The sequence below is a fragment of the Sporosarcina sp. CAU 1771 genome (assembly GCF_054482775.1).
In genome coordinates, this window is record NZ_JBTLRN010000002.1 from 219,901 (window position 1) to 244,347 (window position 24,447).

Below are 24,447 nucleotides of genomic sequence, written 5' to 3' on the forward strand. Positions count from 1 at the left end.
AGAAGGCGTGAATTACTTGAAACGTAAATGGAAAGTGATGACGATTTTTGGTACGCGACCGGAAGCGATAAAAATGGCTCCGCTCGTACTGGAACTTCAAAAACACTCAGAAGATATCGAATCAATTGTAACGGTAACTGCACAGCATAGAGAAATGCTTGACCAAGTGCTGGAAACGTTTAAAATAACTCCAGATTTCGATTTGAACATTATGAAAGACCGCCAAACACTGGTTGATGTAGCAACGCGCGGACTTGAAGGTCTGGACAAGATCATGAAAGAAGCACAACCAGATATCGTTCTTGTTCACGGCGATACGGCGACGACTTTTATCGGCAGTTTAGCGGCATTTTACAATCGAATCGCGGTAGGTCATGTAGAAGCAGGTCTTCGGACGTGGGATAAATACTCCCCGTATCCAGAGGAAATGAATCGACAATTAACAGGCGTTATCGCAGATTTACACTTTTCACCTACTGAAAAGTCTGCTCAAAACTTGTTAAACGAAGGCAAAGAGGAAAGTTCAATCTATATCACCGGAAACACGGCGATTGATGCGCTTCAAACAACGGTCCTTGAACACTACTCACATCCAGTGCTTGAAAAAATGGGAACCGATAAGCTAATTCTTTTAACAGCACATCGAAGAGAGAACCTCGGAGAGCCGATGCGAAATATGTTCCGTGCGATCAATCGATTGCTTGCTAAACACGATGATATACAAATTATTTACCCGGTTCATATGAATCCAGCTGTACGCGAAGTTGCGGATGAAATACTCGGTGGAAATGAAAGAGTTCATTTAATCGAACCGTTAGAAGTTGTTGATTTTCATAACTTTGCTGCGCGCTCACATATTATCCTTACAGATTCAGGTGGTATTCAAGAAGAAGCCCCTTCACTCGGCAAACCAGTTATTGTTCTTCGAGATACAACAGAACGACCTGAAGGCATTGAGGCAGGTACGCTGAAACTTGCAGGTACGGATGAAGAAACGATATTTACGTTAACCGATCAACTTCTAACAGATGACGTTGAATATCGCAAAATGGCACAGGCATCGAACCCTTATGGCGATGGCCATGCATCTGAACGAATTGTCAAAGCGTTGAAAGAATATCTGAATATGTCGAAATAACTTAGGAAACGACCTGGAAACATGTATGGATTCAGGTCGTTTTTTCTGCTTAAGTTAAACGAAGCTAACAATCCGAATATTCTTGAAGAGAATATGCAAATTCAAAGCAATCCTGTTCTGTTCTAGAACCTAGGCTCTCGGGTATAATGCGGTTTGTCATCGGTTACACTAACGGGTACTTCTTTTTAAATTTAAATTTGTCCATATTTTGACGGAGTGAAAATCAGTCGTGATAATGTCATAGGAATCAATTGACTTCATTTTTATGCTCCTGTATGATTACTAATGGTAAGAATGATAGGTGTTTCATACATATGGAACCTAAATTAATAGCGTATTAACATACAAAATCTATCATCTTTCTACCTTTTTCGAGTCTACGCCGGTTTAAGGCTGGGCAGCGAAACGGGAACCACTTCGCAAGTCCTTACACGAAATGTTTATCCGAATTCCAGAAATACGAAGCAGGAGAATTACTAACTATGCAAACATTGCGGGAAATCCATAGTAGGCAACGAATGGCTCTATATCCATTGCTTGCATTGTTCGTCCTAGGATGGGCGTTTACTGAATGGAAAACTGTCTTTGCTGGGCTAATCTTAGGTTCTCTTTTTGGCTTGTATAATTTCTGGATGCTCGTTCGTCGATCGGAACGTTTCAATCTTGCGATTGAGAATGGGAAGAAATATGTTTCGCTAGGAACTGCGTTGCGTTTCGCATCTGGTGTTGCAGCGGCAGCAATTGCAACTTCAATGCCGGAACAGTTTGACCTGATCGGAACGGTTATTGGGTTCGGGATACCGTATGTCATTCTATTGGTTGACAGGATCATTTACCACGTAAGACACGAACAAGGGAGGTGAACGAAACATGGAGCACGGAAATCCTACACGAGAACTATTAGGAATCACATTTAACCTTTCAAACGTTATGATGCTATTGATAACTTGTATAATTGTCTTTCTTATCGCATTTATTTCAACAAGAAACTTACAAGTAAAACCTTCAGGTATGCAAAACTTCTTTGAATGGATTATGGATTTCGTCAAAGGGATTATTAAGAGCAACATGGATTGGAAGACGGGTGGACGTTTTCATATATTAGGAATTACACTTATTCTGTTTCTTTTCGTATCGAACGTGCTCGGATTACCGTTCGCGGTGATATGGAAAGGGGATCTCTGGTGGAAATCACCTACAGCAGATCCGATGATTACACTGACTCTTGCTGTTATGGTAATTGTCTTGACTCATTATTACGGGATTAAAGCGAAAGGTGTTAAAGGATACGGTCAAGGTTTTCTAGAGCCGCTACCTTTTTTACTCCCACTAAATCTCGTGGCAGAATTTGCAAGTACGTTGACACTCGGTTTACGTCTATATGGAAACATCTATGCTGGTGAAGTTTTAATTGCGTTAATCGCCGGCCTTGGTACATCAAGTGTTTTCGGACTAATTGGAGCAATCGTACCGGGAATGGCTTGGATGGGCTTCTCGATATTCGTTGGAGCGATACAGTCATTTATCTTTGTTATGTTATCCATGGTCTATATGTCCGATAAAGTTCGAACGGACTAATAAACATAGAGTTCCCCGAAAAGGCAAAGGATATAAACAAAATGTAAATATCCTTTTGCTTGAGTAGGGAGAAATACGGGGGCCGCGTGCTCCCGGAACAGCATAAAAAACATAAAAAAACATTAGGAGGAAATATACTATGGTAGGTTCAGTAGGTTTATTAGCAGCAGCAATCGCAATCGGTTTAGGAGCACTAGGAGCAGGTCTAGGTGCAGGTTTAGTAGTTTCGAAAACACAAGAAGGAATTGCACGTCAGCCAGAAGCTCGTGGAGTTCTTCAAACGAACATGTTCGTTGGAGTTGCACTAGTTGAAGTTGTTCCGATTTTCGCAGCAGTAATTGCGTTCATCGTTATGAACCGATAAGTAGTTAAAGAATTTCAAATGGCGAAGATTTGAGTGTAGAATCTTCGCTTTTTAATAAGGAAATAATGAATGATAACTATATGAAACAGTAATTAAAATACAGTTTATATTTAAAAAGAGTCGTGTACTCTTGAAGGGAGTGAAACAATCGTGTTTTTGGATACCTTCGTCCTCGCAGCTACAGATGTAACTGATGCAGGATTCTTACAGAAATTAAATAACTCCAACGGATTAAACCTTGGGGATATTATCGTTACGGTCTTCTTGTTTATGCTACTCATGATCCTTCTTAAGAAGTTTGCATGGGGACCACTAATGGGCGTTATGGACCAACGAGCTGAAATGATTTCTCGTGAAATTGAAGAAGCAGAAAAAAGTCGTATAGAATCAAAAAAGCTACTTGAAGAGCAGCGTAACTTGTTAAAAACAGCGCGCACTGACGCTCAGTCGATTGTTGATGGCGCCCGTGAACAAGGTGAAAAACAACGTGAAGACATGGTCAAGGCAGCACGCGAAGAAGTTGGTCGCTTGAAAGTTGAAGCAGCACAAGAAATTGCATCAGAGAAAGAAAAAGCTGTTGCAGCAGTACGTGAAGAATTTGTATCTCTTTCTATTCTTGCCGCGTCTAAAGTTCTTGGAAAAGAAATTTCAGAGGAAGACAACCGCGCATTGATTGAAGAGACGATTGCGAAAGCGGGCGATGGACAGTGAGTAAATCTGTTGTAGCAAAACGCTATGCACAAGCACTGTTTCAACTTGCGCAAAAAAATGAACAAACCAGTTCCGTTCAGGAAGAACTTCTTGAAGTGAAAAAGGTGTTTGAAAACAATAAAGAAATTGAACAACTACTCGTAAACCCGAGTTTAACTAGCACGAAAAAGAAAGAACTACTTTCTGTTTTGTTTAAGGATGCAAATCCGTTAATCCAAAACACATTGTTCGTATTGCTTGATGAAAAACGAATTAACGAGACAGTTAACGTCATCGACGAATTCAATTCACTTGCATATGATTCAGTAGGAGTTGCCGAAGCGAAAGTGTATTCAACACAATTGTTATCGGATGATGAAAAGTCGGCTATATCTTCCGCATTTGCGGCTAAAGTGGGCAAGCTTTCATTACGTATCGAAAATGTAATTGATCCAAGTCTAATTGGGGGCATCCGCCTGCAAATTGGAAACAGGATCTATGACAGTAGCTTAAGTGGTAAACTAGAGCGTCTGAAAAAAGATCTTATTGGATCGTAAATCTGAGATTTGAGGGGTGACAAACATGAGCATCAAAGCTGAAGAAATCAGCGTTCTCATAAAACAGCAGATTGAAAATTATCAATCTGAGATGGAAGTAAGCGATGTTGGTACTGTTATCACGATTGGTGACGGTATCGCTCGTGCTCACGGCCTCGACAATGTCATGGCTGGAGAACTTTTAGAGTTCTCAACTGGTGTTCTTGGTATGGCGCAAAACTTGGAAGCTAACAACGTTGGTATTATTATCCTTGGCCCATACACAGACATTAAAGAAGGCGATGAAGTACGTCGAACAGGTCGTATTATGGAAGTACCAGTAGGCGAAGAATTATTAGGTCGTGTTGTAAACTCATTGGGTATGCCAGTCGATGGTCTTGGTCCAATAGCAACTACGAAAACACGCCCAATCGAAAGCCCTGCACAAGGCGTTATGGCACGTAAATCAGTTCACGAACCACTTCAAACAGGTATCAAGGCAATTGATGCACTTGTACCAATCGGTCGTGGACAGCGTGAGTTAATTATCGGTGACCGTCAAACAGGTAAAACAACTGTTGCGATCGATACGATTCTTAACCAAGCAGATCAGGATATGATTTGTATTTACGTTGCAATCGGACAAAAAGAATCAACAGTTCGTGGAGTTGTCGAGACACTTCGTAAAAACGGTGCACTAGACTACACAATCGTTGTAACAGCTTCGGCTTCACAACCATCTCCACTTCTATACCTAGCTCCATACACTGGAATTACAATGGCAGAAGAATTTATGTTTGCAGGCAAGCACGTTCTAATCGTTTATGATGATTTATCAAAACAAGCAGCTGCTTACCGTGAACTTTCATTACTTCTTCGTCGTCCTCCAGGTCGTGAAGCATACCCAGGTGACGTATTCTACCTACACTCACGTTTATTAGAGCGTGCAGCTAAGTTGAACGACTCACTAGGTGGCGGTTCAATTACTGCTTTACCATTCGTTGAGACACAAGCAGGCGATATTTCTGCTTATATTCCAACAAACGTAATTTCGATTACAGACGGTCAAATCTTCTTGCAGTCTGACCTTTTCTTCGCGGGTGTACGTCCGGCTATTAACGCTGGTCTTTCAGTATCTCGTGTTGGTGGTTCAGCACAAATTAAGGCAATGAAAAAAGTTGCGGGAACACTGCGTCTTGACCTTGCAGCATTCCGTGAACTTGAAGCATTCTCTCAGTTTGGATCTGCACTAGATGCATCTACACAAGCTCGTCTTGATCGTGGAATCCGTACTGTTGAAATCCTTAAGCAAGACTTAAACAAACCAGTTCCAGTTGAAATTCAAGTAACTGCATTATATGCACTTACACGTGGATTCCTAGATGATATTCCTGTTGTAGACATCTTGCGTTTTGAGTCTGAAATTGCAGCATGGTTACAAACAAACCACACAAATGTTTTAGATCATATTCGTCAAACAAAAGATCTTCCTAAGGATGAAGAGATGGCAGCAGCTATCAACGAATTCAAGAAGACGTTTGCTGTTACTGAGTAATCTCAACAACTGGACGCAAATCACGCTCAGGCGTATTTGATTGATCAAAAAAACAAAAGGTGGTGAATGACCTATGGGATCATTACGTGAAATAGAAAACCGCATAAAATCTACGAAAAAAACGAGTCAAATTACACGTGCGATGCAGATGGTATCTGCTTCGAAGCTGAACCGTGCGGAACTAAACTCAAAAGCATTTGTCCCATACATGGAGAAAATCCAGGAAGTGACGAATTCAATAGCTTCTGTTACAAGTGATGGGCATCCAATGCTTGTTAGTCGTCCGGTAAAGAAAACCGCTTATATCGTTATAACTGCAGACCGTGGACTTTGCGGTGGGTACAATAGTAACGTGATACGTGCAGTTTCTAACGTGATTGCGGAACGTCATTCATCAGAAGATGATGTCGTTATCTTCGCAATCGGTCGTAAAGGCTATGAGTTTTTTACAAAACGTGGATTCAACGTCATAGAAAGTGTAATCGGCTTATCTGATCACCCGTCATTTGCTGAAATTAAAGAAATCGCAAGTAAAGCTGTTAGTATGTTTACGGATGGCACATATGATGAACTTCATATGTACTATACGCATTACATTAACGTTATTTCTAAAAAAGTAACGAGCACGAAGGTTCTTCCACTTACGGATATTGATTCAGGTAAAGAAAGTTCGGCTTATGAATTCGAACCTTCTGCTGAAGCAATCCTGAAAGTCCTTCTTCCGCAATACGCGGAAAGCTTAATCTTTGGTGCATTACTTGAAAGTAAGGCAAGTGAACATGCTTCAAGTATGACAGCAATGAAGAGTGCAACGGATAATGCTGGCGAGTTGATTGATTCGCTTACGCTTCAATTTAACCGAGCACGTCAAGCTGCGATTACACAAGAAATTACAGAAATCGTTGGCGGTGCAGCAGCACTAGAATAATACGTATCAACTTTTAATAAAAAACGATATATATAGGTAGTAAGACAGGAGGAAACAAAATGAACAAAGGACACGTTCTTCAAGTAATGGGTCCGGTTGTAGACGTTAAGTTTGCGAATGGTCAATTGCCTGGAATTTATAACGCATTGACTGTAACAATTGAACGTCCGAACACAGAGCCAGAAGTATTAACTCTTGAAGTTGCACTTCATCTTGGCGATGACTCTGTTCGTACAATCGCGATGTCTTCAACCGACGGACTTCAACGTGGATCAGAAGTAACAGACCAAGGTTCTGCTATATCTGTACCAGTTGGTAAAGTTACACTCGGTCGTGTATTCAACGTACTTGGTGAAGTAATTGACGAAGGTGAAGAAATCCCTAAATCAGAACGTCACGATCCAATTCACCGTGATGCACCTGTATTTGAAGAGTTATCAACATCTGTTGAAATTCTTGAAACAGGAATCAAAGTAGTAGATTTACTTGCACCTTATATTAAAGGTGGAAAAATTGGTCTATTCGGTGGAGCGGGTGTTGGTAAGACAGTTCTTATCCAAGAACTTATTAACAACATTGCATTAGAGCATGGTGGTATTTCTGTATTTGCGGGCGTTGGAGAACGTACACGTGAAGGAAATGACCTTTTCTTTGAAATGACGGACTCAGGCGTTATTAAAAACACAGCAATGGTATTTGGTCAAATGAACGAGCCACCTGGTGCACGTATGCGTGTTGCTTTGACTGGTTTGACAATGGCAGAATATTTCCGTGATGAAGAAGGCGCGGACGTTCTACTATTCATTGATAACATTTACCGTTATACACAAGCAGGTTCTGAAGTTTCTGCACTACTTGGTCGTATGCCATCAGCAGTTGGTTACCAGCCTACACTTGCAACGGAAATGGGTCTTCTACAAGAACGTATTACGTCAACAAACAAAGGTTCAGTAACATCAATCCAAGCGATTTATGTACCTGCGGATGACTATACGGATCCAGCTCCTGCAACAACGTTCGCTCACCTTGATGCTACGACGAACCTTGAGCGTAAACTTTCAGAGATGGGTATCTACCCAGCTGTTGACCCACTAGCTTCATCTTCTCGTGCATTGTCACCAGAAATTGTTGGTGCAGAACACTATAGTGTGGCGCGTGAAGTACAACAGACGCTACAGCGTTATGCTGAGCTTCAAGATATCATTGCAATCCTAGGTATGGATGAGCTTAGTGATGAAGATAAACTAGTAGTTGGACGCGCTCGTCGCATTCAGTTCTTCTTATCACAAAACTTCCACGTTGCTGAGCAGTTTACAGGACAAAAAGGTTCTTACGTTCCTGTTGCTGAAACAGTAAAAGGATTCCAAGATATTTTAGTTGGTAAATACGATCACCTTCCTGAAGATGCATTCCGTCTAGTTGGACGCATCGAAGAAGTTATCGAAAAAGCAAAAGGTATGGGTGTAGAGGTTTAATCTTTTGTAAAAAAGGTTAAAGACAACTATGCAATTAATATAAACACTACGATACGTATTCAGTTGACAATAAAATGTTAACTAAATAGAGTTTCAGCCTTCGAAGTACATGATGTACTTGTGCCGATAAAGTTCACAGTTTGTGGATCTTTTATCGGCCGACGAATGCAAATTTTCCAAGATGGATTCGTTTAGAAGGGACCAGGAGGGGAAAAAATGAAGACAGTAAAAGTCAATATCGTCACTCCCGACGGCCCAGTTGTTGAAACTGAAGCGAACATGATTATTGCGATTACCGAAGCGGGTGAATTGGGTATTCTTCCCGGTCATATTGCTATGGTCGCGCCGCTTCAAATCGGCGGCCTTCGTATACAAACAGAAAATAAAACACAAGTAGTTGCTGTTCATGGCGGCTTCATCGAAGTACGTCCTGATGTAGTAACGGTTCTTGCGCAAAGTGCAGAAAAAGCTGAGACAATTGATTTGGCTCGTGCCAAAGAAGCTGCAAAGCGTGCAGAAACAAAACTTAAGTCAGAACAAGACAAAGCTGATTTTAAAAAAGCTGAACTTGATTTGAAACGTGCAATGACTCGAATTAGCGTTTCTGAAATGAAGCTTTAGTTTTTAGAAGATAAATTATAAATTGGCAGAGGAAGCAGTTTCTTCTGTCTCTTTTTTTTTAGTATGGAAGGGAGTTCTCTTTATGAGTGGCATGTTTGGGTTCCATCCATTGCTAGCGATTGTTTCACATATTGTATTTATAGGACTGGCTTTTTACGCATTGCAAGCGGTCATGCCAGAAAAAATTATTCGCAAAAATCGTGTTATGCAAGCACAACTTTTATTTATATTTTTAAGTATTCTAATTGGAAGTGCCGTATCAAATTTCTTTCTTGAGATATCCTATTGGTCAGGAAGGTTACCAACGTTATTTGGATGATGCGATACTTGTCATCGCCGCTTATATAGAGAATTCTGTATGCGGGGCGATGACATGTAACTCACTTAGATAATTCAAAGTGTAGGAATGAAGCCCATCATGAGAAATAGTACTATGGGATGACACCAAACGCCAAAAGCATACATAATATAGACTACATTGGCTTAAGCAGAAAAAAGTATGTATTGAACTTGTTTAATAAGCTTGTACACTGTAAAATTATATATGTTTTTGTTCCTATTAAATGACATCGAACTACTTAATATGACTATAAATTGAATGCACTGTCTTTGGATATAACTTGGAACTCGGAGGGGTTTATGTTGGAAAAAATAATTATTAAAGGTGGCCGCGTACTAAATGGTACTGTACGCGTTGAAGGTGCTAAAAATGCCGTGCTACCCATATTGGCTGCTGCATTACTAGCATCAGAAGGTGTGAATATTGTTCGTGACGTACCGAATCTTTCAGACGTTGGGACAATCAACCAAGTCTTGAAAAGTCTAAATGCGAAAGTGGATCATACACCTGAGCTGAATCAGGTGATTATTGACTCGACTGAGCAATTATCAGATGAGGCACAATTTGAATATGTACGAAAAATGCGTGCATCCATTCTAGTAATGGGCCCTTTACTAGCTCGCAATGGCTTTGCACGAGTTGCTCTTCCTGGTGGATGTGCAATTGGTTCACGTCCAATCGATCAGCACTTAAAAGGTTTTGAAGCTATGGGAGCGGAAATTTCGTTCGGTCATGGACACGTAGAAGCTAAGGCTGAAAATGGACTTAAAGGTGCAAAGATTTATTTGGACTTTCCAAGTGTTGGCGCTACGGAAAATATTATGACTGCCGCAGCACTAGCGAATGGAATTACGTTTATTGAAAACGCAGCAAAAGAACCTGAAATCGTTGATCTTGCAAACTTTATTAACGAGATGGGTGGAAAAGTTGTAGGAGCAGGTACGGATACGATCCGTATTGAAGGCGTCTCGAAATTATATGGTACAACTCATCATATTATACCTGACCGTATTGAAACAGGAACATTTATGGTAGCAGCTGCAATAACAGGCGGCGATGTTATCATTGAAAATGCTGTTCCTGAGCACAATGCTGCCCTTATTTCTAAAATGGGGGAAATGGGCGTAGTGATTACAGATTTGGATGAGGGCGTACGTGTTACTGCCAAACATCCTTTGAAGTCTGTGGACATAAAAACAATGCCACACCCTGGATTCCCTACAGATATGCAGTCACAGATGTTGGCACTTATGCTTACATCTTCAGGAAATGGTATTCTGACAGAAACTGTTTTTGAAAACCGATTTATGCATGTTGAAGAATTTCGACGGATGAACGCGTCTGTAAAAATTGAAGGCAGATCTGTTATTGTAGAAGGCCCTTCTAATTTACAAGGTGCCGAAGTTGCTGCGACAGATTTACGCGCAGCTGCTGCACTCATTTTAGCTGGACTTGTTGCAGAAGGCATTACTCGGGTAACTGAGTTATCGCATCTTGACAGAGGCTATGTGAATTTTCACGGGAAATTAGCGGCTTTAGGAGCCGATATCGAACGCGTTTCTCCTGAAACACAAACTGAAAAGTCAGCACAACTCGTATAATCTACACGTTAAGGTGTTAAGTAGAGACACAACTTATTTGTGGGCTTGTCGCATTCGCTACACGCTCGCATTTAAATTGTGTTGCTTTACTTAGCACCTTTTTTTTGCGTGCATAAAAAGAATTGAAAATCATATATTTTAGCATGGGAAAACTATGGATCGCCTTAATCGCTACGTTATTGTTACTTTATTATGTACCAATTTTATTGCACAAGGCTCCTGAGACCGTAAGCGTGCCAAAAGAAGGAGAGGTAGAGCTAGAGCTATGTCAGGTTGCGATTACTGTGATCGGGTTGGACGAGCCAGTTCCACTCGAAGAGTATGTCAAAGGAGTCGTTTCAGCGGAAATGCCGGTTTCATTTCATGAAGAAGCACTAAGAGCGCAGTCGATTGCTGCACGTACGTATGCGCTTAGGCAAACAGATTATGGAAAGAAGCCTATCGCAGCGGATGTTTCCGCTCAAGTCTACTCGAGTGAGGAGAAAAGAAAAGAACGTTGGGGGAAAAGTTTTGCTCGTAATGAAAAGAAAGTTGCCGAAGCCGTTGATTCAACAAAGGGAGAAACAATTGTCTACGGTGAAGAAATGATTTCAGCAATGTTTTTTTCGACTTCAAATGGGAAGACTGAAACTGCACACAACTTTGGTGGGAATGATATCCCTTATTTACAAAGTGTAGAAAGTCCAGGAGAAGAGAATGTGGCCCCGACCTATAATAGAGAGTTACAAATGTCCCTAGAAGAATGGAACGCTGCTCTAGGGCAACAATGGAACACAGAGATGTTCAAGTCGCTTCAACTCGTTCGAAACCCTACCGGCCGAGTCCAAAAAGTAGTGTCCACGGGATTCGAGTCAAATGGCAGAGAGATGCGTGAACGTTTAGGACTAGCATCGACAGATTTTGATATTGCATATGATGTGACAAACCGTATTGTGCAAGTAAAAACGACCGGATATGGGCATGGTGTAGGTATGAGTCAGTATGGCGCCGAGGTATTTGCTCAGGAAGGTTGGACAGCAGAAGAAATTCTACTACACTATTATTCAGGTACGACAATAAAAAAATTTACTTCCCTTGATTCAAAATGTTTAAAAACCCCTTAACTTGCAAACAATAGCAAGTGAGGTGATGATTATGCGAGAAGAAAAACCGAAAGCCCCTTCTCAGAATAAAAAGAATGCACAGACAAAAAGTTGGTTTTGGCCTGTAATCTATTCCAGTATCGCAATTGTTTTTGTAGGCATGATCTGGGGGTATAACGCACTTATAAAAGAAGATGCCCCAGGTTTGGCAGGCGATACAGTGAACGGTAAACCAGATACGGGCAATCTAATTGTTGAGACGGCAGCTCCCAAGGAAGTTATCAAATTTCCATTTGCCGAAGCACTTTTAGACGATGTCGCTATTATTCAGGACTACTACGATGCCGAAGCAGACGAAGCGGATCGGGAGAATGCACTACTAGTTTTTAATCAATCGTATGAAATGAATACCGGCGTCTCGGTATCGATTGAGGGCAAACCCTTTGAAATCGTTGCTGCAATGAGTGGAACCGTTGAAGAGATTATTTCAGATCCTTTCAAAGGAAATGAGATTATCTTGACGCATGCGGACGGACTACAAACCGTTTACGGTTCAGTAACTGGAGTTCTTGTTCAACAAGGAGACGAAATTATTCAAGGACAAGCCCTTGGCACCGCGACTGAAAATGAATGGAATCCCGCAGCGGGCGTTCATCTTCACTTCCAAGTGCTAGCAGATGGTGTTGCTGTCAATCCCAACTTGTATTTAGTATTTTAAAACACTTTTGAGTATTCAGTTCGCTCATGCCACTCCAATGTCGTTATGGGGTGGCCTTTTTTATTGTGAATTGCATTGCCGCCCGCATATTCTCCTGAATTGTCACATAAGATGAAACAAGATTCTGAGCTGACAGGAAAGGAAGAGGGCGTGCACGAGCAAATTAGGAGGCGATGCGTGCGCCTCGGTGAGTTATTGTTGGAAACTGAGGTTACTGTACGTGTACTGGCAAAAGCAACGGGCTATTCAAAAAGCACGGTTCATAAAGATTTGACAGAAAGACTACCGAATGTCGATACGGCCTTGGCAGAAGACGTTGCAAAAATCCTTGCATACCACAAATCCGTCAGACACTTAAGAGGAGGGGAAGCAACTAGAATAAAGTGGATGAATGAAACAAGGAGTATGAAAGGAAATCAGGGTGCCAGGTAGAATGGCGCCCTGATTTTATTTGGCAATTAAGACCTAATCATGATAGAATGATTAGTTAAGAGAGTCTTTTTGGGTACATACTATTATAATGCGAAATAAACTTATTAATCGAAAAAATCATTCGTTTTGAATACATAACTCGTAGGTAATGCACAAGTTGGAAGGGGAAAAGGGAATAATGTTTGCTAAAGATATCGGCATCGACCTTGGCACAGCCAATGTACTTATTCATGTTAAAGGAAAAGGAATTGTTTTAAATGAACCGGCGGTCGTTGCGCTCGATAAGAGAAACAACAAAGTGCTCGCAGTTGGTGAAGAAGCGTATAGAATGGTTGGGAGAACCCCAGGAAATATTGTAGTAATCAGGCCAATGAAGGACGGAGTAATTGCGGACTTCGACGTTACAGAATCAATGCTAAGCCATTTTATTAATAAATTAAATGTAAAAGGTTTCTTTACCAAACCTCGAATTCTAATTTGTTGTCCCACAAACATAACAACCGTTGAACAAAAGGCGATTCGTCAAGCGGCTGAAAAATCTGGCGGGAAGAAAATATACTTAGAAGAAGAACCGAAAGTTTCTGCAATTGGTGCAGGAATGGACATTTTTCAACCAAGTGGAAATATGGTTATTGACATTGGTGGAGGAACTACGGATGTTGCTGTCCTATCGATGGGAGATATTGTTACCTCTGAATCGATTACGATAGCGGGCGACACATTTGATAGCGATATCACACAGTATATTAAACGTGAATATAAACTACTTGTTGGTGAACGCACAGCTGAAGATATAAAGGTACATGTTGGAACTGTGTTTCCAGGTGGCCGAAAAGAGGAAATGGACATTAGAGGCCGTGATATGGTGAATGGCCTTCCTCGAACGATCACGATAAACTCAGCAGAAATTGGGGAAGCGCTGAAAGAATCGGTATATATTATCGTTCAAGCAGCAAAAAATGTACTTGAAAAGACACCGCCTGAACTTTCGGCGGATATTATAGATCGCGGCGTATTTTTAACAGGCGGCGGCGCATTGCTACATGGTATTGACCAGCTATTGGCAGAAGAATTAAAAGTACCTGTCTTTGTTTCTGAAAATCCATTGGACTGTGTTGCAATTGGAACAGGGATATTATTGGATAACATAGGAAAAGTAAAAATTCGAAACTAATAGTGGACTAGAAAGAGGGCAATTATATGTTCCGTGGATTCTATACAGTAGCGTCAGGAATGATTGCACAACAAAGAAAAACTGAGCTTTTAACGAACAATATGGCAAATGCAAACACGCCTGGCTTTAAAGCAGATCAATCTGTTGTTCGGTCATTTCCAGAAATGTATTTGTCAAACATCAACACGACAAAAATACCGACTGAGCAGGGCTTGAATAGTAAAGGTGCAAGGCCAATTGGTGCGCTATCAACGGGTGTGTATATACAAGAAACATTGCCGTTGTTTACACAAGGACAACTTCGTGAAACACAAATTCCAACGGATGTCGCGCTGGTTGACGGAGTTCTTCCAACGGATGTAGACACCGGTATTTCAGGAGCAATCTTTTTTACGGTTGAAAATGAAAATGGCGGTCAGATGTATACGAAAAATGGAAACTTCGTCTTAGATGCACAAGGTTTCCTCACAAGCCCGACAGGTCATTATTTACTCGACACGAACGGTCAACGCATTCAACTTCAAAACGATGATTTTGAAGTTACAAACCAAGGTGATATCGTTGAGGGCAATGCAGTTACAGCAACACTTGGAATTGCTTACTCAGGACGACCAGATACACTTCTAAAACAAGGGAATGGCATGTTTGTTACAGAAGATGGTGAAAACCTTGCGGACGCAGGAGCGACTCCGGGTGTGACCTATTCAATGCAACAAGGGTTTCTGGAAGGTTCGAATGTTGATGCAGCTCGGGCAATGACAGATATGCTTACTGCATACCGTGCGTTTGAAGCCAATCAAAAGGTCCTTCAAGCTTATGATCGAAGCATGGAAAAAGCAGTAAATGAAATTGGACGTATCTAATTTCCAGTTGCATAGAATTGGATGGAAACTCGTTGAACTAGAGGTCGAAAGGAGAATCGTTTTATGCTACGAACGATGATTACAGCTACAAATACGATGAATCAACTTCAAAATAAACTAGATGTAATTGGAAATAATCTAGCAAACTCGTCGACACATGGTTTTAAGGCAAGTGAAGCAAGCTTTCAAGAACTGCTCTACCAACAATTTAACAACGACAAAGCAGATAATGCTCCGCGCCAATCTCCACTCGGAATTCGATACGGTTCTGGTTCCTATATGGGACAAGCCCAAGTGAACTGGAAAGTGGGCGGACTGCAAGAAACAGGTAGACAACTGGATTTTGCCTTAACGAAACCTAAACAATACTTCAACGTCATCATGCCAGGTGAACAAACGGCTTACACACGTCAAGGGTCATTCTACGTATCACCAATAGAGAACGGTCAGTTGATGCTTGTAACTGGCGATGGCTATCCTGTGGCAGATGCAGAGGGCCTTCCAATTACGTTTGATGACGATGTACAAACGTATTCGGTCGCTGGGAACGGCAGTCTACAAATAACTTACAACGATGGTACAGTCAATACAATCGATCCAGGAATCACATTAATTGAACGTCCAAATCTAATGGAACACATTTCGGACACGTACATTGGATTGCCTGCCAACTTAGCTGATTTAGGCGTAACGCCTGCTCAAGTCGTTCGAAATTTGAATGGAGCGGAAAGAACCGAAATCGCCCTTCAAAACAGCATGCTTGAAGGTTCAAACGTTGATTATCAGAAAGAAATGACTGATCTCATCACAGTCCAGCGGAATTATCAATTTAATGCACGATCAGTCACATTAGCTGATCAGATGCTTGGTTTGATTAACGGCATTCGATGAGATTTGCGTAGGGAGTATTCATTATGAATAATAAAACCAAATTAGATTCACAATTAAAAGAAACACCTGAACCAGTAAAGCCGACATCACGTGCAGAGCGTAAGAAAATTAAAAGCGAGAACAAAGAGGCTGGCGTTAAAAGGACGTTTTGGGTACAAATTCGTATGATACCTATTTGGTTACGCGTTGTTTTAGTTGCCCTTTTGCTTGCAGGCGCGATTGCACTTGGTGTAACAGTTGGCTATGGCTATTTAGGTGATGGAAATCCCGCGGATGCGCTAAAAAAGGATACATGGATCCATATACTTGATATCATTCAAGGGAAAGAGTCATAATGACTCTTTCATTTTATTTTAATGGCAATTCGTATGATTCATTTTAATAATTGGATTTGTTAAATAATAATGTTGATAGGTGATATTACACAATCGTGTCGTTGATTTCCGTTTCAGACCCGAAAAGCGGAAAGATGAAGTGCAATCTTTCCCTGAAGTGCGGAAAGATAAAGTTCAATCTTTCCCTGACGCGTTCCGGAGGGCAGCCGGTGGACCAACCCGTTGTTGTTTCACCTGACCTGCTGTCCTCCCGGAGTCGCCGTCTTCCACTTCAATCAACTAAGATTGTGCTAATCGTATGATTGCTCCACTCTGATTACTGCATTAACCATGAAGTAAAACGAACTAGCGCAGAAGCGACAAGTGTGAGCCGAAGTAGTAAGACCGACAGTGAACTTTCTGACGGGCTTACTACGGGAGGCCATCACAGAGCGCCGCAGCGATATTTTCACGACGTACGCTTCACTCGACAAATAGTGTACAATTTCTTTATTAACTTCAAAAGATTTATTTAACATACCAAATGATTTAAATATAAAAGAACTTTCAGGAGGTTGGACATGTTAACAGTAGACCAAATTCAGAAAATCTTACCGCATCGTTATCCGCTTCTTATGGTAGATAGAATTCTTGAACTTGAAGAAGGCAAACGTGCAGTCGGTATTAAAAATGTAACAATCAATGAAGAGTTTTTTAACGGTCATTTTCCTGGTTATCCAGTTATGCCCGGAGTGCTTATTGTCGAAGCGTTGGCACAAGTATGCGCAGTTGCGTTGCTTCACAAAGATGAAAACAAAGGTCGAATTGGCTTTTTTGCGGGAATCGATAATTGTCGTTTTAAACGGCAAGTGACTCCTGGTGATACGTTGCGTTTGGAAGTTGAAATCACACGACTTCGCGGTGCGATCGTTAAAGCAAAAGGGATTGCAACTGTAGAAGGCGAAATCGCATGTGAGGCTGAGATAACATTGGCGTTAGGTCCTGTTGTTGAATCTGAAGCTTAAATTTGCACAGTACAGGATAATTCGATAAAATTGAATTTCAAAGCACGTGTTTTTACTAGTAGGAGGTTTAATTAAACAATGTATACGAATCTTTCCCCAAATTTAAAAATCAGCATAACAAGGTCAATTACACAGACCTTCGAACAATATATGAGTGATATTGCATGGAGTGAAGACAAGTTTCGGATTGAAGACTTCATTGCAAGTTGGCAACAATATATTACGACGAAAGCGTTATGGTATTCAGAAATTCCGAATGAAATAAAGTATGATTCTGAATTTCATGAAGAGCTCGCTGAACGCATTAACGAAATAATTTCAAGAGTTCTTCAAGACCCACCAACGGATGAGCAAATCGCCAGAATTCAGAAAACTCAAGAGGAACTTGGGACACACTATGAGTATGACTGTAAAGCACAGGCCTCATACGTCGAAGAATTGCTAAAAAATGTGAATAAATAATTTGATGGATAGTTCCCTCCTTTTCGACCAACCTAGAACGTATCATACAGACTTGTATGATAAACGGCTTGTGGAAAGGAGGGAATCAGTTCATGTTAAAAAAAGCGATACCGCTCGTTATTATGTCGGGTCTCGTACTTGGTGCCTGTGGTATGGATAAAACAGTCCCCAACAATAACGAAACTCCGATGGAAAATGTAGATGATCGTAATAAAGACTGGACACCAAAAGTGAACGACGATCGACAAGGTGGACCCAATTTAGACGGAATCGACAAGAGTGATGACATGAATGGGAACGGCGTTATTAATGATGGAACTGGAACTTCTCCTAATGAATCCATTATTGAGAACCGCGATGGTACGACTCCGGATGATTCGATGAAAGACACTAAGAATCCGAATGGTCCAGACGAAACAAATATGGATAACAACCTAAACAACCGCTAACCGCAAGCCAAAAAAAACCGCTTCCAGCAATGGGAGCGGTTTTTCATTTGGATAAATTTTTAAAAGAAATAGAAAAAGGATTTCGTAAACAATTATTTCTCTACATCTTTAGTTATTGCTAAATCTTTTTTAAGTCGAGGTCGCGAACGCATATCGGATTCAAATCGTTTTTGTAAATCCTGTCCTTCAAGTCCTTCTCCCAATAACTCTTCAAGCAATTGCTCAGCGTATTGAGAGCGGGCACGTTTGAGTCGCCCTTTCATTAGAACCGAAATGCGGTTGCCTATTTGCTTAACCGCGTCTACAGCAACCAAAAAGGCAGCAGGTTCGTTCTCTGGATAAGAAATAACCACTTTCACTTCAATTGGATTTTCCGCATGCATCCATCCTTCAAACGTCTCTTTGTATTTTTGATCAATAAACATCTCCAGAATCCACATATGATGGCTATTTTCTTGATTAATGATAATTCCATCAATGAGTGGAAAATCTTGAACTTGATTGTCATGGGAAACGCTAACAGACAACATCTTGAACGTTTTCATTCTGTTCACCCCTCATTCTAGTTATAACAAATCATTTGTTACTGATTATACCATAGCACTTCAAATTCAAAACAATTTTCGTTAGATGTCAAGTTTGAATTATCTGAATTTGCCAGAATGTCACTAAGGTAACGCGGATAAGCTTTTCGATGAACAAGGAATTCCAAGCTGAATCCAAATTTAAAATATGGGGCCAAAATACCGTTAATAAATGAAAAGTCCCGTTTTGCCAGAAACTGTCGAACGAAGTAAGATGAATGCATTCCAACTGAAAGGAGGGGAGAAATTGAATCAAGTTGCGCTTGTAGGCCGGTTAACGAAAGATCTTGTCCTTCGAAAAATATCCGAAGGGCGCATTCAGACTAGTTTTGTGATCGCTGTAAATCGAAACTTCAAAAACACAAAAGGCGAAATCGAAACGGATTTTGTACTTTGTACAATGTGGGGAAAAACAGCGGAAAATGTAGCAAAGCATTGTGGAAAAGGTTCGTTGATTGGCGTAGGTGGAAGAATCCAGTCGCGAACATATGAAAGGGAGGATCGCAGCCGAGTATACGTAACGGAAGTCGTCAGTGAGAATGTTCGTTTTATTTTGACGAAACCGCGAAGTAATGACAATCTCTATTCTGAATCAGAAGTAGTAAAAGGAGAAGCTGAATCCGTAGGTGAACATTTTAAACTTCCAAAGAAAGAAAAAGAAGAATTACCGATTTATTAGCATAACGAACTTTCGTGAATCGTGAAAGGAGTGAGATGAAAAGTGGACAAGCACAGATACATAACTCGATGGGGGATCGGTTCGTATCGCGCTAAGTGATTGAATGATACGTAGTGAAACAGCAGTAAATTAAGAAGTGAAACCTGATTAAACACCTTGGGATGAAGACCGCTCATCAAAAGGAGTAACGTGTTTACAAAAAAACATTCGATTAGGAGGAGTTTCAAAATGGGACAAAATGATATAGAGCTAAGAAGGTTGGAAGCTCAAATGGAACAACTTATTCATATCGTTGGTAATTTGAACAAACGCATCATTCAGCTCGAGTACAAAGAAAGTCAGAGGATAATTTTCACGAAAAGAGTACCGAAAGTGAAAAGCGTATAAAAAAGACCCCAGAAGTTCTCTGAGGTCTGTCTCGAAATTATGTTATCGGTCAAAGGATAACAGGTCATTGATTTCTGTATCAGATAACTCTGTTAGCCACTGAGTAGATTGGATAAGATCATCGGAAAGTGCTGCTTTAACTTCAAGCATTTTATCGATTTTTTCTTCAATCGTCCCGATTGTCACAAACTTATGCACATGGACAAACTTCGTTTGCCCAATCCGATAGGCTCTATCGGTTGCTTGATTTTCCACAGCGGGATTCCACCAACGATCTGCGTGAATTACGTGGTTTGCTGCAGTCAAATTTAACCCCGTACCTCCCGCTCGTAGAGATAAGATAAAGATTGGAAATTCGCCTTCTTGAAAGGCTTCCACAAGCAGATCGCGCTGTCCTTTAGGCATACTCCCTGTTAAGAAGGGTACTTCGATGCCATGGAGTTCGGATAGGCATTGTCTTATTAGTTGCCCCATGCCGATATACTGTGTGAAAATAATGCATTGTTCCTCATTTTCCACAATTTCCGCTGCCATAGACACGATTCTGTTGAGTTTGTCAGACCGAGTAATCATTTGTTCAGCCGGTGCCATTGGTTCTTTTAGAAAGAGAGCTGGATGGTTACATAACTGTTTAAGCCGGCTGAGCATCTTTAAGATGAGGCCTTTTTTCTCGAAGCCCGAAAGTGTCTCTAATTTAAATTTTGTCTCTTCAAGGAAACTTTCGTACAAAGCAGCCTGTTCAGTCGTTAATGGACAGTATTCATTCTGCTCAAGCTTTTTAGGTAAATTCAACTGTAAATCCGAATCGCTTTTTGTTCTGCGTAAAAGGAACGGTTGAATTTTAGCACGGAGCTTTCGTTTATCAATTTCAGAGTCATCGCGCTCAATCGGGATAATAAAGTTATCTGTAAATCGTTTAAAGTTGCCGAAATACCCTTTATGGATAAAGTCAAAAATTGCCCACAGCTCAGACAGGCGGTTTTCAATCGGTGTTCCTGTAAGGGCGATATGATGTTGGCCACGTAACTTCCGAATGGTACGTGATTGCTTTGTTTGCATGTTTTTTATGTTTTGTGCTTCATCTAGAGTAATGCTCGTAAAGTTAATTTCAGCTAAAAGTTCTCCGTCCTGTGAAGCGGTTCCGTACGTTGTGAAAACAACATCGGGTTGTACGCGATTAAGCAACTCGGAAAATTCTTCTCCTTTTTCTCGAGTCGGCCCATAATGTGTATGAACGGTAAGGGATGGTGCGAATCGTTCAATCTCCTTTTGCCAGTTCCCTAAAACACTCGTTGGACAAATAATGAGTGAAGGCGTAGTGGCCTCGGGGCGTGCATGGATTTTCAACAAATAGGCGATCAGTTGGACGGTTTTACCGAGTCCCATATCATCAGCCAAACAAGCACCAAACTGATTGTCGCGCATGAAGACAAGCCAGTCGAATCCAACTTCTTGATAAGGACGAAGCTCAGCTTTCAAGTTCTCGGGAATACCCGTCGATGGCAGTCCTTTCTTTTCGGAAAGCATTTCCATATAACCACGCAACGTTTGCTGCATTGTGAATTCAAAAAGTGGATCCTCGGGTTCCTCTTCGCTTTCAATAGGGACAATTTCTTCAGGTACGTCTTGGAATAAAAGGTCTTTTACAGTCCATTCACCCGCATCTGCACGGTCCATTAAATCACGAATCTTTTTCAACCAAAGGGGATCAATGTGAAACCATTCATCACCTGAACGAATGTATTCGCGGTTTTCATCGACGAGTTGGCGGAACGTTTCACGGTCAATCGAATTTCCAGCGAGGGAAAAATTCCAATCAAAGGACAAAACTTCATCTAGCCCTGTTGCGGAATTGTAGGATTGAACACTGGCGTTTGTGCGCACACGTAATTTGGATTCTGTAATTGTCTTCAACCAGGCAGGTAAAATAACAGGGTACCCAAACGATTGAAGCAATGGCAAATCTTCTTGAATGAATATGCGAACTTCAGGGTCTGACATTGAAATAGAAAGGAAACTTTCACTAGAATCGACTGCAATCGAGTGTAGAAATGAGACCATTTCGGATTGCCTTTTCACGATATCTGTAGCATGTGGTTTCCACTTTTCAGGCAAGGCTTCACCTATAGGAGCGTTGACTTTTCGCACAGCAGGCGTCCAGTGACGACCACGCTCGCCGATAATTACAGATTCTAGAAGCCATTCCGTGTCTGTATCCATTTCAGGTTCCGTTAAACGGAAAGCAACTTGGACTGGGATGGACGAGATTGTGTCACCAGGCCATCCGTACTTACGTAAATGTGGCAACAGGCCTGGAAGTTGGTCAGGTCGTATCGACGATTCCGATAGTTTCCCTAGGATGGCTAATCGAATCATTGCAGCGACATCTTCAGAAATCCCCGCTTTATCCAAATCAATTGCAATGCCCTTCTCATCTATTTCTACATAGTTCCATAGGGCAGGATCACTCCAAGCTGTGGCAGTGTTCCGAATGGTTGTTAGTTTCTTTATATCATCAGAGGAATAGCCCTCGAACTTTACGTAAGGATGGGTTTCTGGAAAAACAGACAGGAGTTGATCTGCACGTAAAAAAACATGCTCTTCATTCGTCTCTGAAAGAAGGCCGAACAACATACGCTCGTCATTAAAAAACAAATAAGAGACAAGTTCGTCAGGCTTAATGATCAATCCATTATTATCAGAAGCCCCGATGGAAAAAGATCCATTATCGGTAGAGTTGATTTCAAGTTGTAGTAGACGTTCTAATGTAAAGGACTCAGTCATAAATTCAAATTTCCTTTCTCCATCTCTTCCATAAGTGCCCGCAATCTACGGTTTTTCGTGCGAACCGCGTCGATGTATCGATTCCAAAAATCGGCTTTCCCGCTTTTTTTAGCGCCGGCTTTCATTTTTTTGAATACTTTAACGGCGCGTCGATAGCTTTGCCTGTTTTTTTCGTTGATAAAGACGGCTGCGTACGTATGAAGTAATGGCAAAACAGCAGCAGGGTCGTTTAACAATGCTACTTTTAATCCTCCAGCCTCTGCTAACTCATAAGAAACATTGTATCTATGCATTAAGGCTGCCCATTCTTTAAAGCGTTCGCGTTCAACAAGGAAATCGGCATAAACGTCCAGTCCGGCTTGGCCGTAAAAAGAAAACATACTTTCACGGTCCGCTTCAGGAAAATCAGTTGCCTCAAGTAATCCATCAATTTTACGTACGAAAGAGGGACGCTTTGAAAGTGGCACATGCTGCGCTAAATAGTCTCCGATAAAGGGAAGTAAAGAACGCATAATAATTTCCAGTGAATCAATTCGGTCATCACTTTCTGCAAAATCAGCAAGAGCTAACCAATTCGAGAAGTTTTCAGCGTCCACATGTTGAACGGTTTCAGTGAGATTTGCATCTTCATCTTGAAGCAGTTGGAAAAAAGCAATCAAAACATGCGATTCCTGTTCATCGGAACTCTGAAGAATCTCCAGTTCAGCTTTCCTTAATGGGTTTTCAGTAAACAGGTTTTGCCAAAAGGATTTATATATTTGAAAGCGTTGTGGGAACAGTCCAGTGTGTGAAAGCGTGAATGTTCGAACCATAACTTGCAACTCTTTATGAAAAGCATCCGTTTGGAAAAGGCGCGGCTTTGAAGAAATCGCAACAACGCTATCTAACAGTTTGCCCAGTTGGTCTGTTATCCAATTCTTAACGTACCACTTCCCATAGGAAAAGGAAGACGAATCGTCACCAAGATGCGCATAGACATAAGGCCAAGCGGCATCGAGTGCCTGCAATCTATAATACACATCGAATAATGGCTTCCACTCCCATTCGAAAGGGAAGAGCGGAATTGCTTTTTGTTCAATTAATGAAAACTTGTGGATAAATACAGCAGGGTTTTCCTCGAGTTCGATGGCTCGAATAGGCTGCATCAACTTAACTAACACGTCATTCCAAGAGCCAGGGGAACGATCCGCTATTTTTAGTACCATTTGTTCGGTTTCAATTCGGCGCCATTCATGAAGCCAGTCTGTTAATGAATGATGCTGTAAATATAAGTGGAAAATAACTGCGATTCGATGCGAACACCATTCATTGTATCCGCAACTGCAGGATGTGTTCATAGTAGCAAAGAAGAGATTAACGTCTACGGTATCGACGCCACGAATGGATGCGATCGCTGTATTTCTTGAAGCTTCGTACGTATATGAACTGACTGCGCCATTTCTAACAAGCGTAACTGCCCTTTGAACAAGGAGCGCTTCACTTGGTTCGTCAGGTCGTAATGAGTGTTTTATTTTATTCATAAGTTCTTCTATTTCACCTTCGTGCAAATAGGAAACACGTTCTACAATCATGTGCATCCGACCACTCTCCTTAAAAAGCATTCCTTCTATTATACAACTTTCAAGCCGAGTACGGAAATGAGAGGCTTATGTTTACTGAAATAAAGCATCTATTTAGTCATGGAACGTAAAAACTAGAGTCCTAAAGATACTGGTGTTTGTTAAAAAAATATTTATTAGATAAGTTAAAAGATTCACACAACTGTTGAAAATGTGAT

General features: G+C 41.1%; 27 protein-coding genes. 24 read left to right on the top strand and 3 right to left on the bottom strand.

The features are described from left to right. Positions 1-16: 16 nt before the first annotated feature. From wecB to ACXYMX_RS03755, 22 genes are all read left to right on the top strand, one after another. Entirely contained in the window at positions 17-1,138 is a 1,122-nt protein-coding gene (wecB, locus tag ACXYMX_RS03650) for a non-hydrolyzing UDP-N-acetylglucosamine 2-epimerase (RefSeq protein ID WP_459042932.1), read from the top strand. 482 nt (positions 1,139-1,620) lie between these two features. Then, positions 1,621-2,001 carry an ATP synthase subunit I gene (locus tag ACXYMX_RS03655; protein ID WP_459042867.1) on the top strand — a complete coding sequence of 127 codons (381 nt, stop codon included), beginning with the start codon at positions 1,621-1,623 and terminating at the stop codon, positions 1,999-2,001. A 7-nt stretch (positions 2,002-2,008) separates the two neighbouring features. Continuing rightward, positions 2,009-2,716: a F0F1 ATP synthase subunit A gene (atpB, locus tag ACXYMX_RS03660; RefSeq protein ID WP_459042868.1), complete on the top strand. Its 708-nt coding sequence runs from the start codon at positions 2,009-2,011 to the stop codon at positions 2,714-2,716. Between the two features lie 139 nt (positions 2,717-2,855). Continuing rightward, positions 2,856-3,080 carry a F0F1 ATP synthase subunit C gene (gene atpE / locus ACXYMX_RS03665; protein WP_459042869.1) on the top strand — a complete coding sequence of 75 codons (225 nt, stop codon included), beginning with the start codon at positions 2,856-2,858 and terminating at the stop codon, positions 3,078-3,080. Between the two features lie 150 nt (positions 3,081-3,230). Beyond that, entirely contained in the window at positions 3,231-3,791 is a 561-nt protein-coding gene (gene atpF, locus ACXYMX_RS03670) for a F0F1 ATP synthase subunit B (protein ID WP_459042870.1), read from the top strand. Then, complete coding sequence (locus ACXYMX_RS03675) at positions 3,788-4,327, top strand: F0F1 ATP synthase subunit delta (RefSeq protein ID WP_459042871.1); 540 nt, start codon at positions 3,788-3,790, stop codon at positions 4,325-4,327. The genes atpF and ACXYMX_RS03675 overlap by 4 nt, the downstream gene beginning before the upstream one ends. Before the next feature lie 25 nt (positions 4,328-4,352). Next, on the top strand, positions 4,353-5,861 hold the full coding sequence (gene atpA / locus ACXYMX_RS03680) for a F0F1 ATP synthase subunit alpha (RefSeq protein WP_459042872.1): 1,509 nt from the start codon (positions 4,353-4,355) through the stop codon (positions 5,859-5,861). Between the two features lie 73 nt (positions 5,862-5,934). Next, positions 5,935-6,789 carry an ATP synthase F1 subunit gamma gene (gene atpG / locus ACXYMX_RS03685; RefSeq protein WP_459042873.1) on the top strand — a complete coding sequence of 285 codons (855 nt, stop codon included), beginning with the start codon at positions 5,935-5,937 and terminating at the stop codon, positions 6,787-6,789. Between the two features lie 59 nt (positions 6,790-6,848). Beyond that, complete coding sequence (atpD, locus tag ACXYMX_RS03690) at positions 6,849-8,264, top strand: F0F1 ATP synthase subunit beta (RefSeq protein WP_459042874.1); 1,416 nt, start codon at positions 6,849-6,851, stop codon at positions 8,262-8,264. Between the two features lie 216 nt (positions 8,265-8,480). Next, positions 8,481-8,885, top strand: a complete 405-nt coding sequence (locus tag ACXYMX_RS03695; RefSeq protein ID WP_459042875.1) for a F0F1 ATP synthase subunit epsilon — start codon at positions 8,481-8,483, stop codon at positions 8,883-8,885. Between the two features lie 82 nt (positions 8,886-8,967). Next, on the top strand, positions 8,968-9,204 hold the full coding sequence (locus ACXYMX_RS03700) for a DUF1146 family protein (RefSeq protein WP_459042876.1): 237 nt from the start codon (positions 8,968-8,970) through the stop codon (positions 9,202-9,204). Positions 9,205-9,527: 323 nt separating this feature from the next. Continuing rightward, entirely contained in the window at positions 9,528-10,826 is a 1,299-nt protein-coding gene (murA, locus tag ACXYMX_RS03705) for a UDP-N-acetylglucosamine 1-carboxyvinyltransferase (RefSeq protein WP_459042877.1), read from the top strand. Positions 10,827-11,059: 233 nt separating this feature from the next. Beyond that, entirely contained in the window at positions 11,060-11,929 is an 870-nt protein-coding gene (spoIID, locus tag ACXYMX_RS03710) for a stage II sporulation protein D (RefSeq protein WP_459042878.1), read from the top strand. A gap of 31 nt (positions 11,930-11,960) precedes the next feature. Next, positions 11,961-12,626 (top strand): peptidoglycan DD-metalloendopeptidase family protein, encoded by a 666-nt coding sequence (locus tag ACXYMX_RS03715; RefSeq protein WP_459042879.1) that lies wholly within the window; start codon positions 11,961-11,963, stop codon positions 12,624-12,626. Between the two features lie 150 nt (positions 12,627-12,776). Beyond that, positions 12,777-13,058, top strand: a complete 282-nt coding sequence (locus ACXYMX_RS03720) for a sporulation transcriptional regulator SpoIIID (RefSeq protein ID WP_459042933.1) — start codon at positions 12,777-12,779, stop codon at positions 13,056-13,058. 178 nt (positions 13,059-13,236) lie between these two features. Continuing rightward, positions 13,237-14,232, top strand: a complete 996-nt coding sequence (gene mreB, locus ACXYMX_RS03725) for a rod shape-determining protein MreB (protein ID WP_459042880.1) — start codon at positions 13,237-13,239, stop codon at positions 14,230-14,232. A 26-nt stretch (positions 14,233-14,258) separates the two neighbouring features. Then, complete coding sequence (locus ACXYMX_RS03730; RefSeq protein WP_459042881.1) at positions 14,259-15,095, top strand: flagellar hook-basal body protein; 837 nt, start codon at positions 14,259-14,261, stop codon at positions 15,093-15,095. Between the two features lie 63 nt (positions 15,096-15,158). Continuing rightward, a complete protein-coding gene (locus ACXYMX_RS03735; RefSeq protein WP_459042882.1) occupies positions 15,159-15,986 on the top strand; it encodes a flagellar hook-basal body protein in 828 nt (275 codons plus the stop codon). A 23-nt stretch (positions 15,987-16,009) separates the two neighbouring features. After that, a complete protein-coding gene (locus ACXYMX_RS03740; RefSeq protein WP_459042883.1) occupies positions 16,010-16,321 on the top strand; it encodes a DNA-directed RNA polymerase subunit beta in 312 nt (103 codons plus the stop codon). Positions 16,322-16,881: 560 nt separating this feature from the next. After that, positions 16,882-17,325, top strand: coding sequence for a 3-hydroxyacyl-ACP dehydratase FabZ (gene fabZ, locus ACXYMX_RS03745; RefSeq protein WP_459042884.1), 444 nt, complete (start codon positions 16,882-16,884; stop codon positions 17,323-17,325). A 78-nt stretch (positions 17,326-17,403) separates the two neighbouring features. After that, the gene (locus ACXYMX_RS03750) at positions 17,404-17,787 is read left to right on the top strand and encodes a hypothetical protein (protein WP_459042885.1); all 384 of its coding nucleotides are present in this window, start codon (positions 17,404-17,406) and stop codon (positions 17,785-17,787) included. A 92-nt stretch (positions 17,788-17,879) separates the two neighbouring features. Continuing rightward, positions 17,880-18,236, top strand: coding sequence for a hypothetical protein (locus tag ACXYMX_RS03755; RefSeq protein WP_459042886.1), 357 nt, complete (start codon positions 17,880-17,882; stop codon positions 18,234-18,236). A 92-nt stretch (positions 18,237-18,328) separates the two neighbouring features. Here ACXYMX_RS03755 and ACXYMX_RS03760 read toward each other — a convergent pair whose 3' ends face one another. Beyond that, a complete protein-coding gene (locus tag ACXYMX_RS03760; protein WP_459042887.1) occupies positions 18,329-18,781 on the bottom strand; it encodes a YwpF family protein in 453 nt (150 codons plus the stop codon). 286 nt (positions 18,782-19,067) lie between these two features. Here ACXYMX_RS03760 and ACXYMX_RS03765 point away from each other — a divergent pair, with 286 nt between their 5' ends. Together ACXYMX_RS03765 and ACXYMX_RS03770 are read left to right on the top strand one after the other, a co-directional pair. Beyond that, a complete protein-coding gene (locus tag ACXYMX_RS03765) occupies positions 19,068-19,499 on the top strand; it encodes a single-stranded DNA-binding protein (RefSeq protein WP_459042888.1) in 432 nt (143 codons plus the stop codon). Positions 19,500-19,727: 228 nt separating this feature from the next. Next, positions 19,728-19,886, top strand: a complete 159-nt coding sequence (locus tag ACXYMX_RS03770; RefSeq protein WP_459042889.1) for a hypothetical protein — start codon at positions 19,728-19,730, stop codon at positions 19,884-19,886. Positions 19,887-19,928: 42 nt separating this feature from the next. On the opposite strand, the gene ACXYMX_RS03775 is transcribed toward ACXYMX_RS03770, so the two are convergent. Then, positions 19,929-22,670 (bottom strand): DEAD/DEAH box helicase, encoded by a 2,742-nt coding sequence (locus tag ACXYMX_RS03775; RefSeq protein ID WP_459042890.1) that lies wholly within the window; start codon positions 22,668-22,670, stop codon positions 19,929-19,931. Continuing rightward, on the bottom strand, positions 22,667-24,247 hold the full coding sequence (locus ACXYMX_RS03780) for an SWIM zinc finger family protein (protein ID WP_459042891.1): 1,581 nt from the start codon (positions 24,245-24,247) through the stop codon (positions 22,667-22,669). Before ACXYMX_RS03780 ends, ACXYMX_RS03775 begins: the two co-directional genes overlap by 4 nt. Between the last annotated feature and the right edge of the window lie 200 nt (positions 24,248-24,447).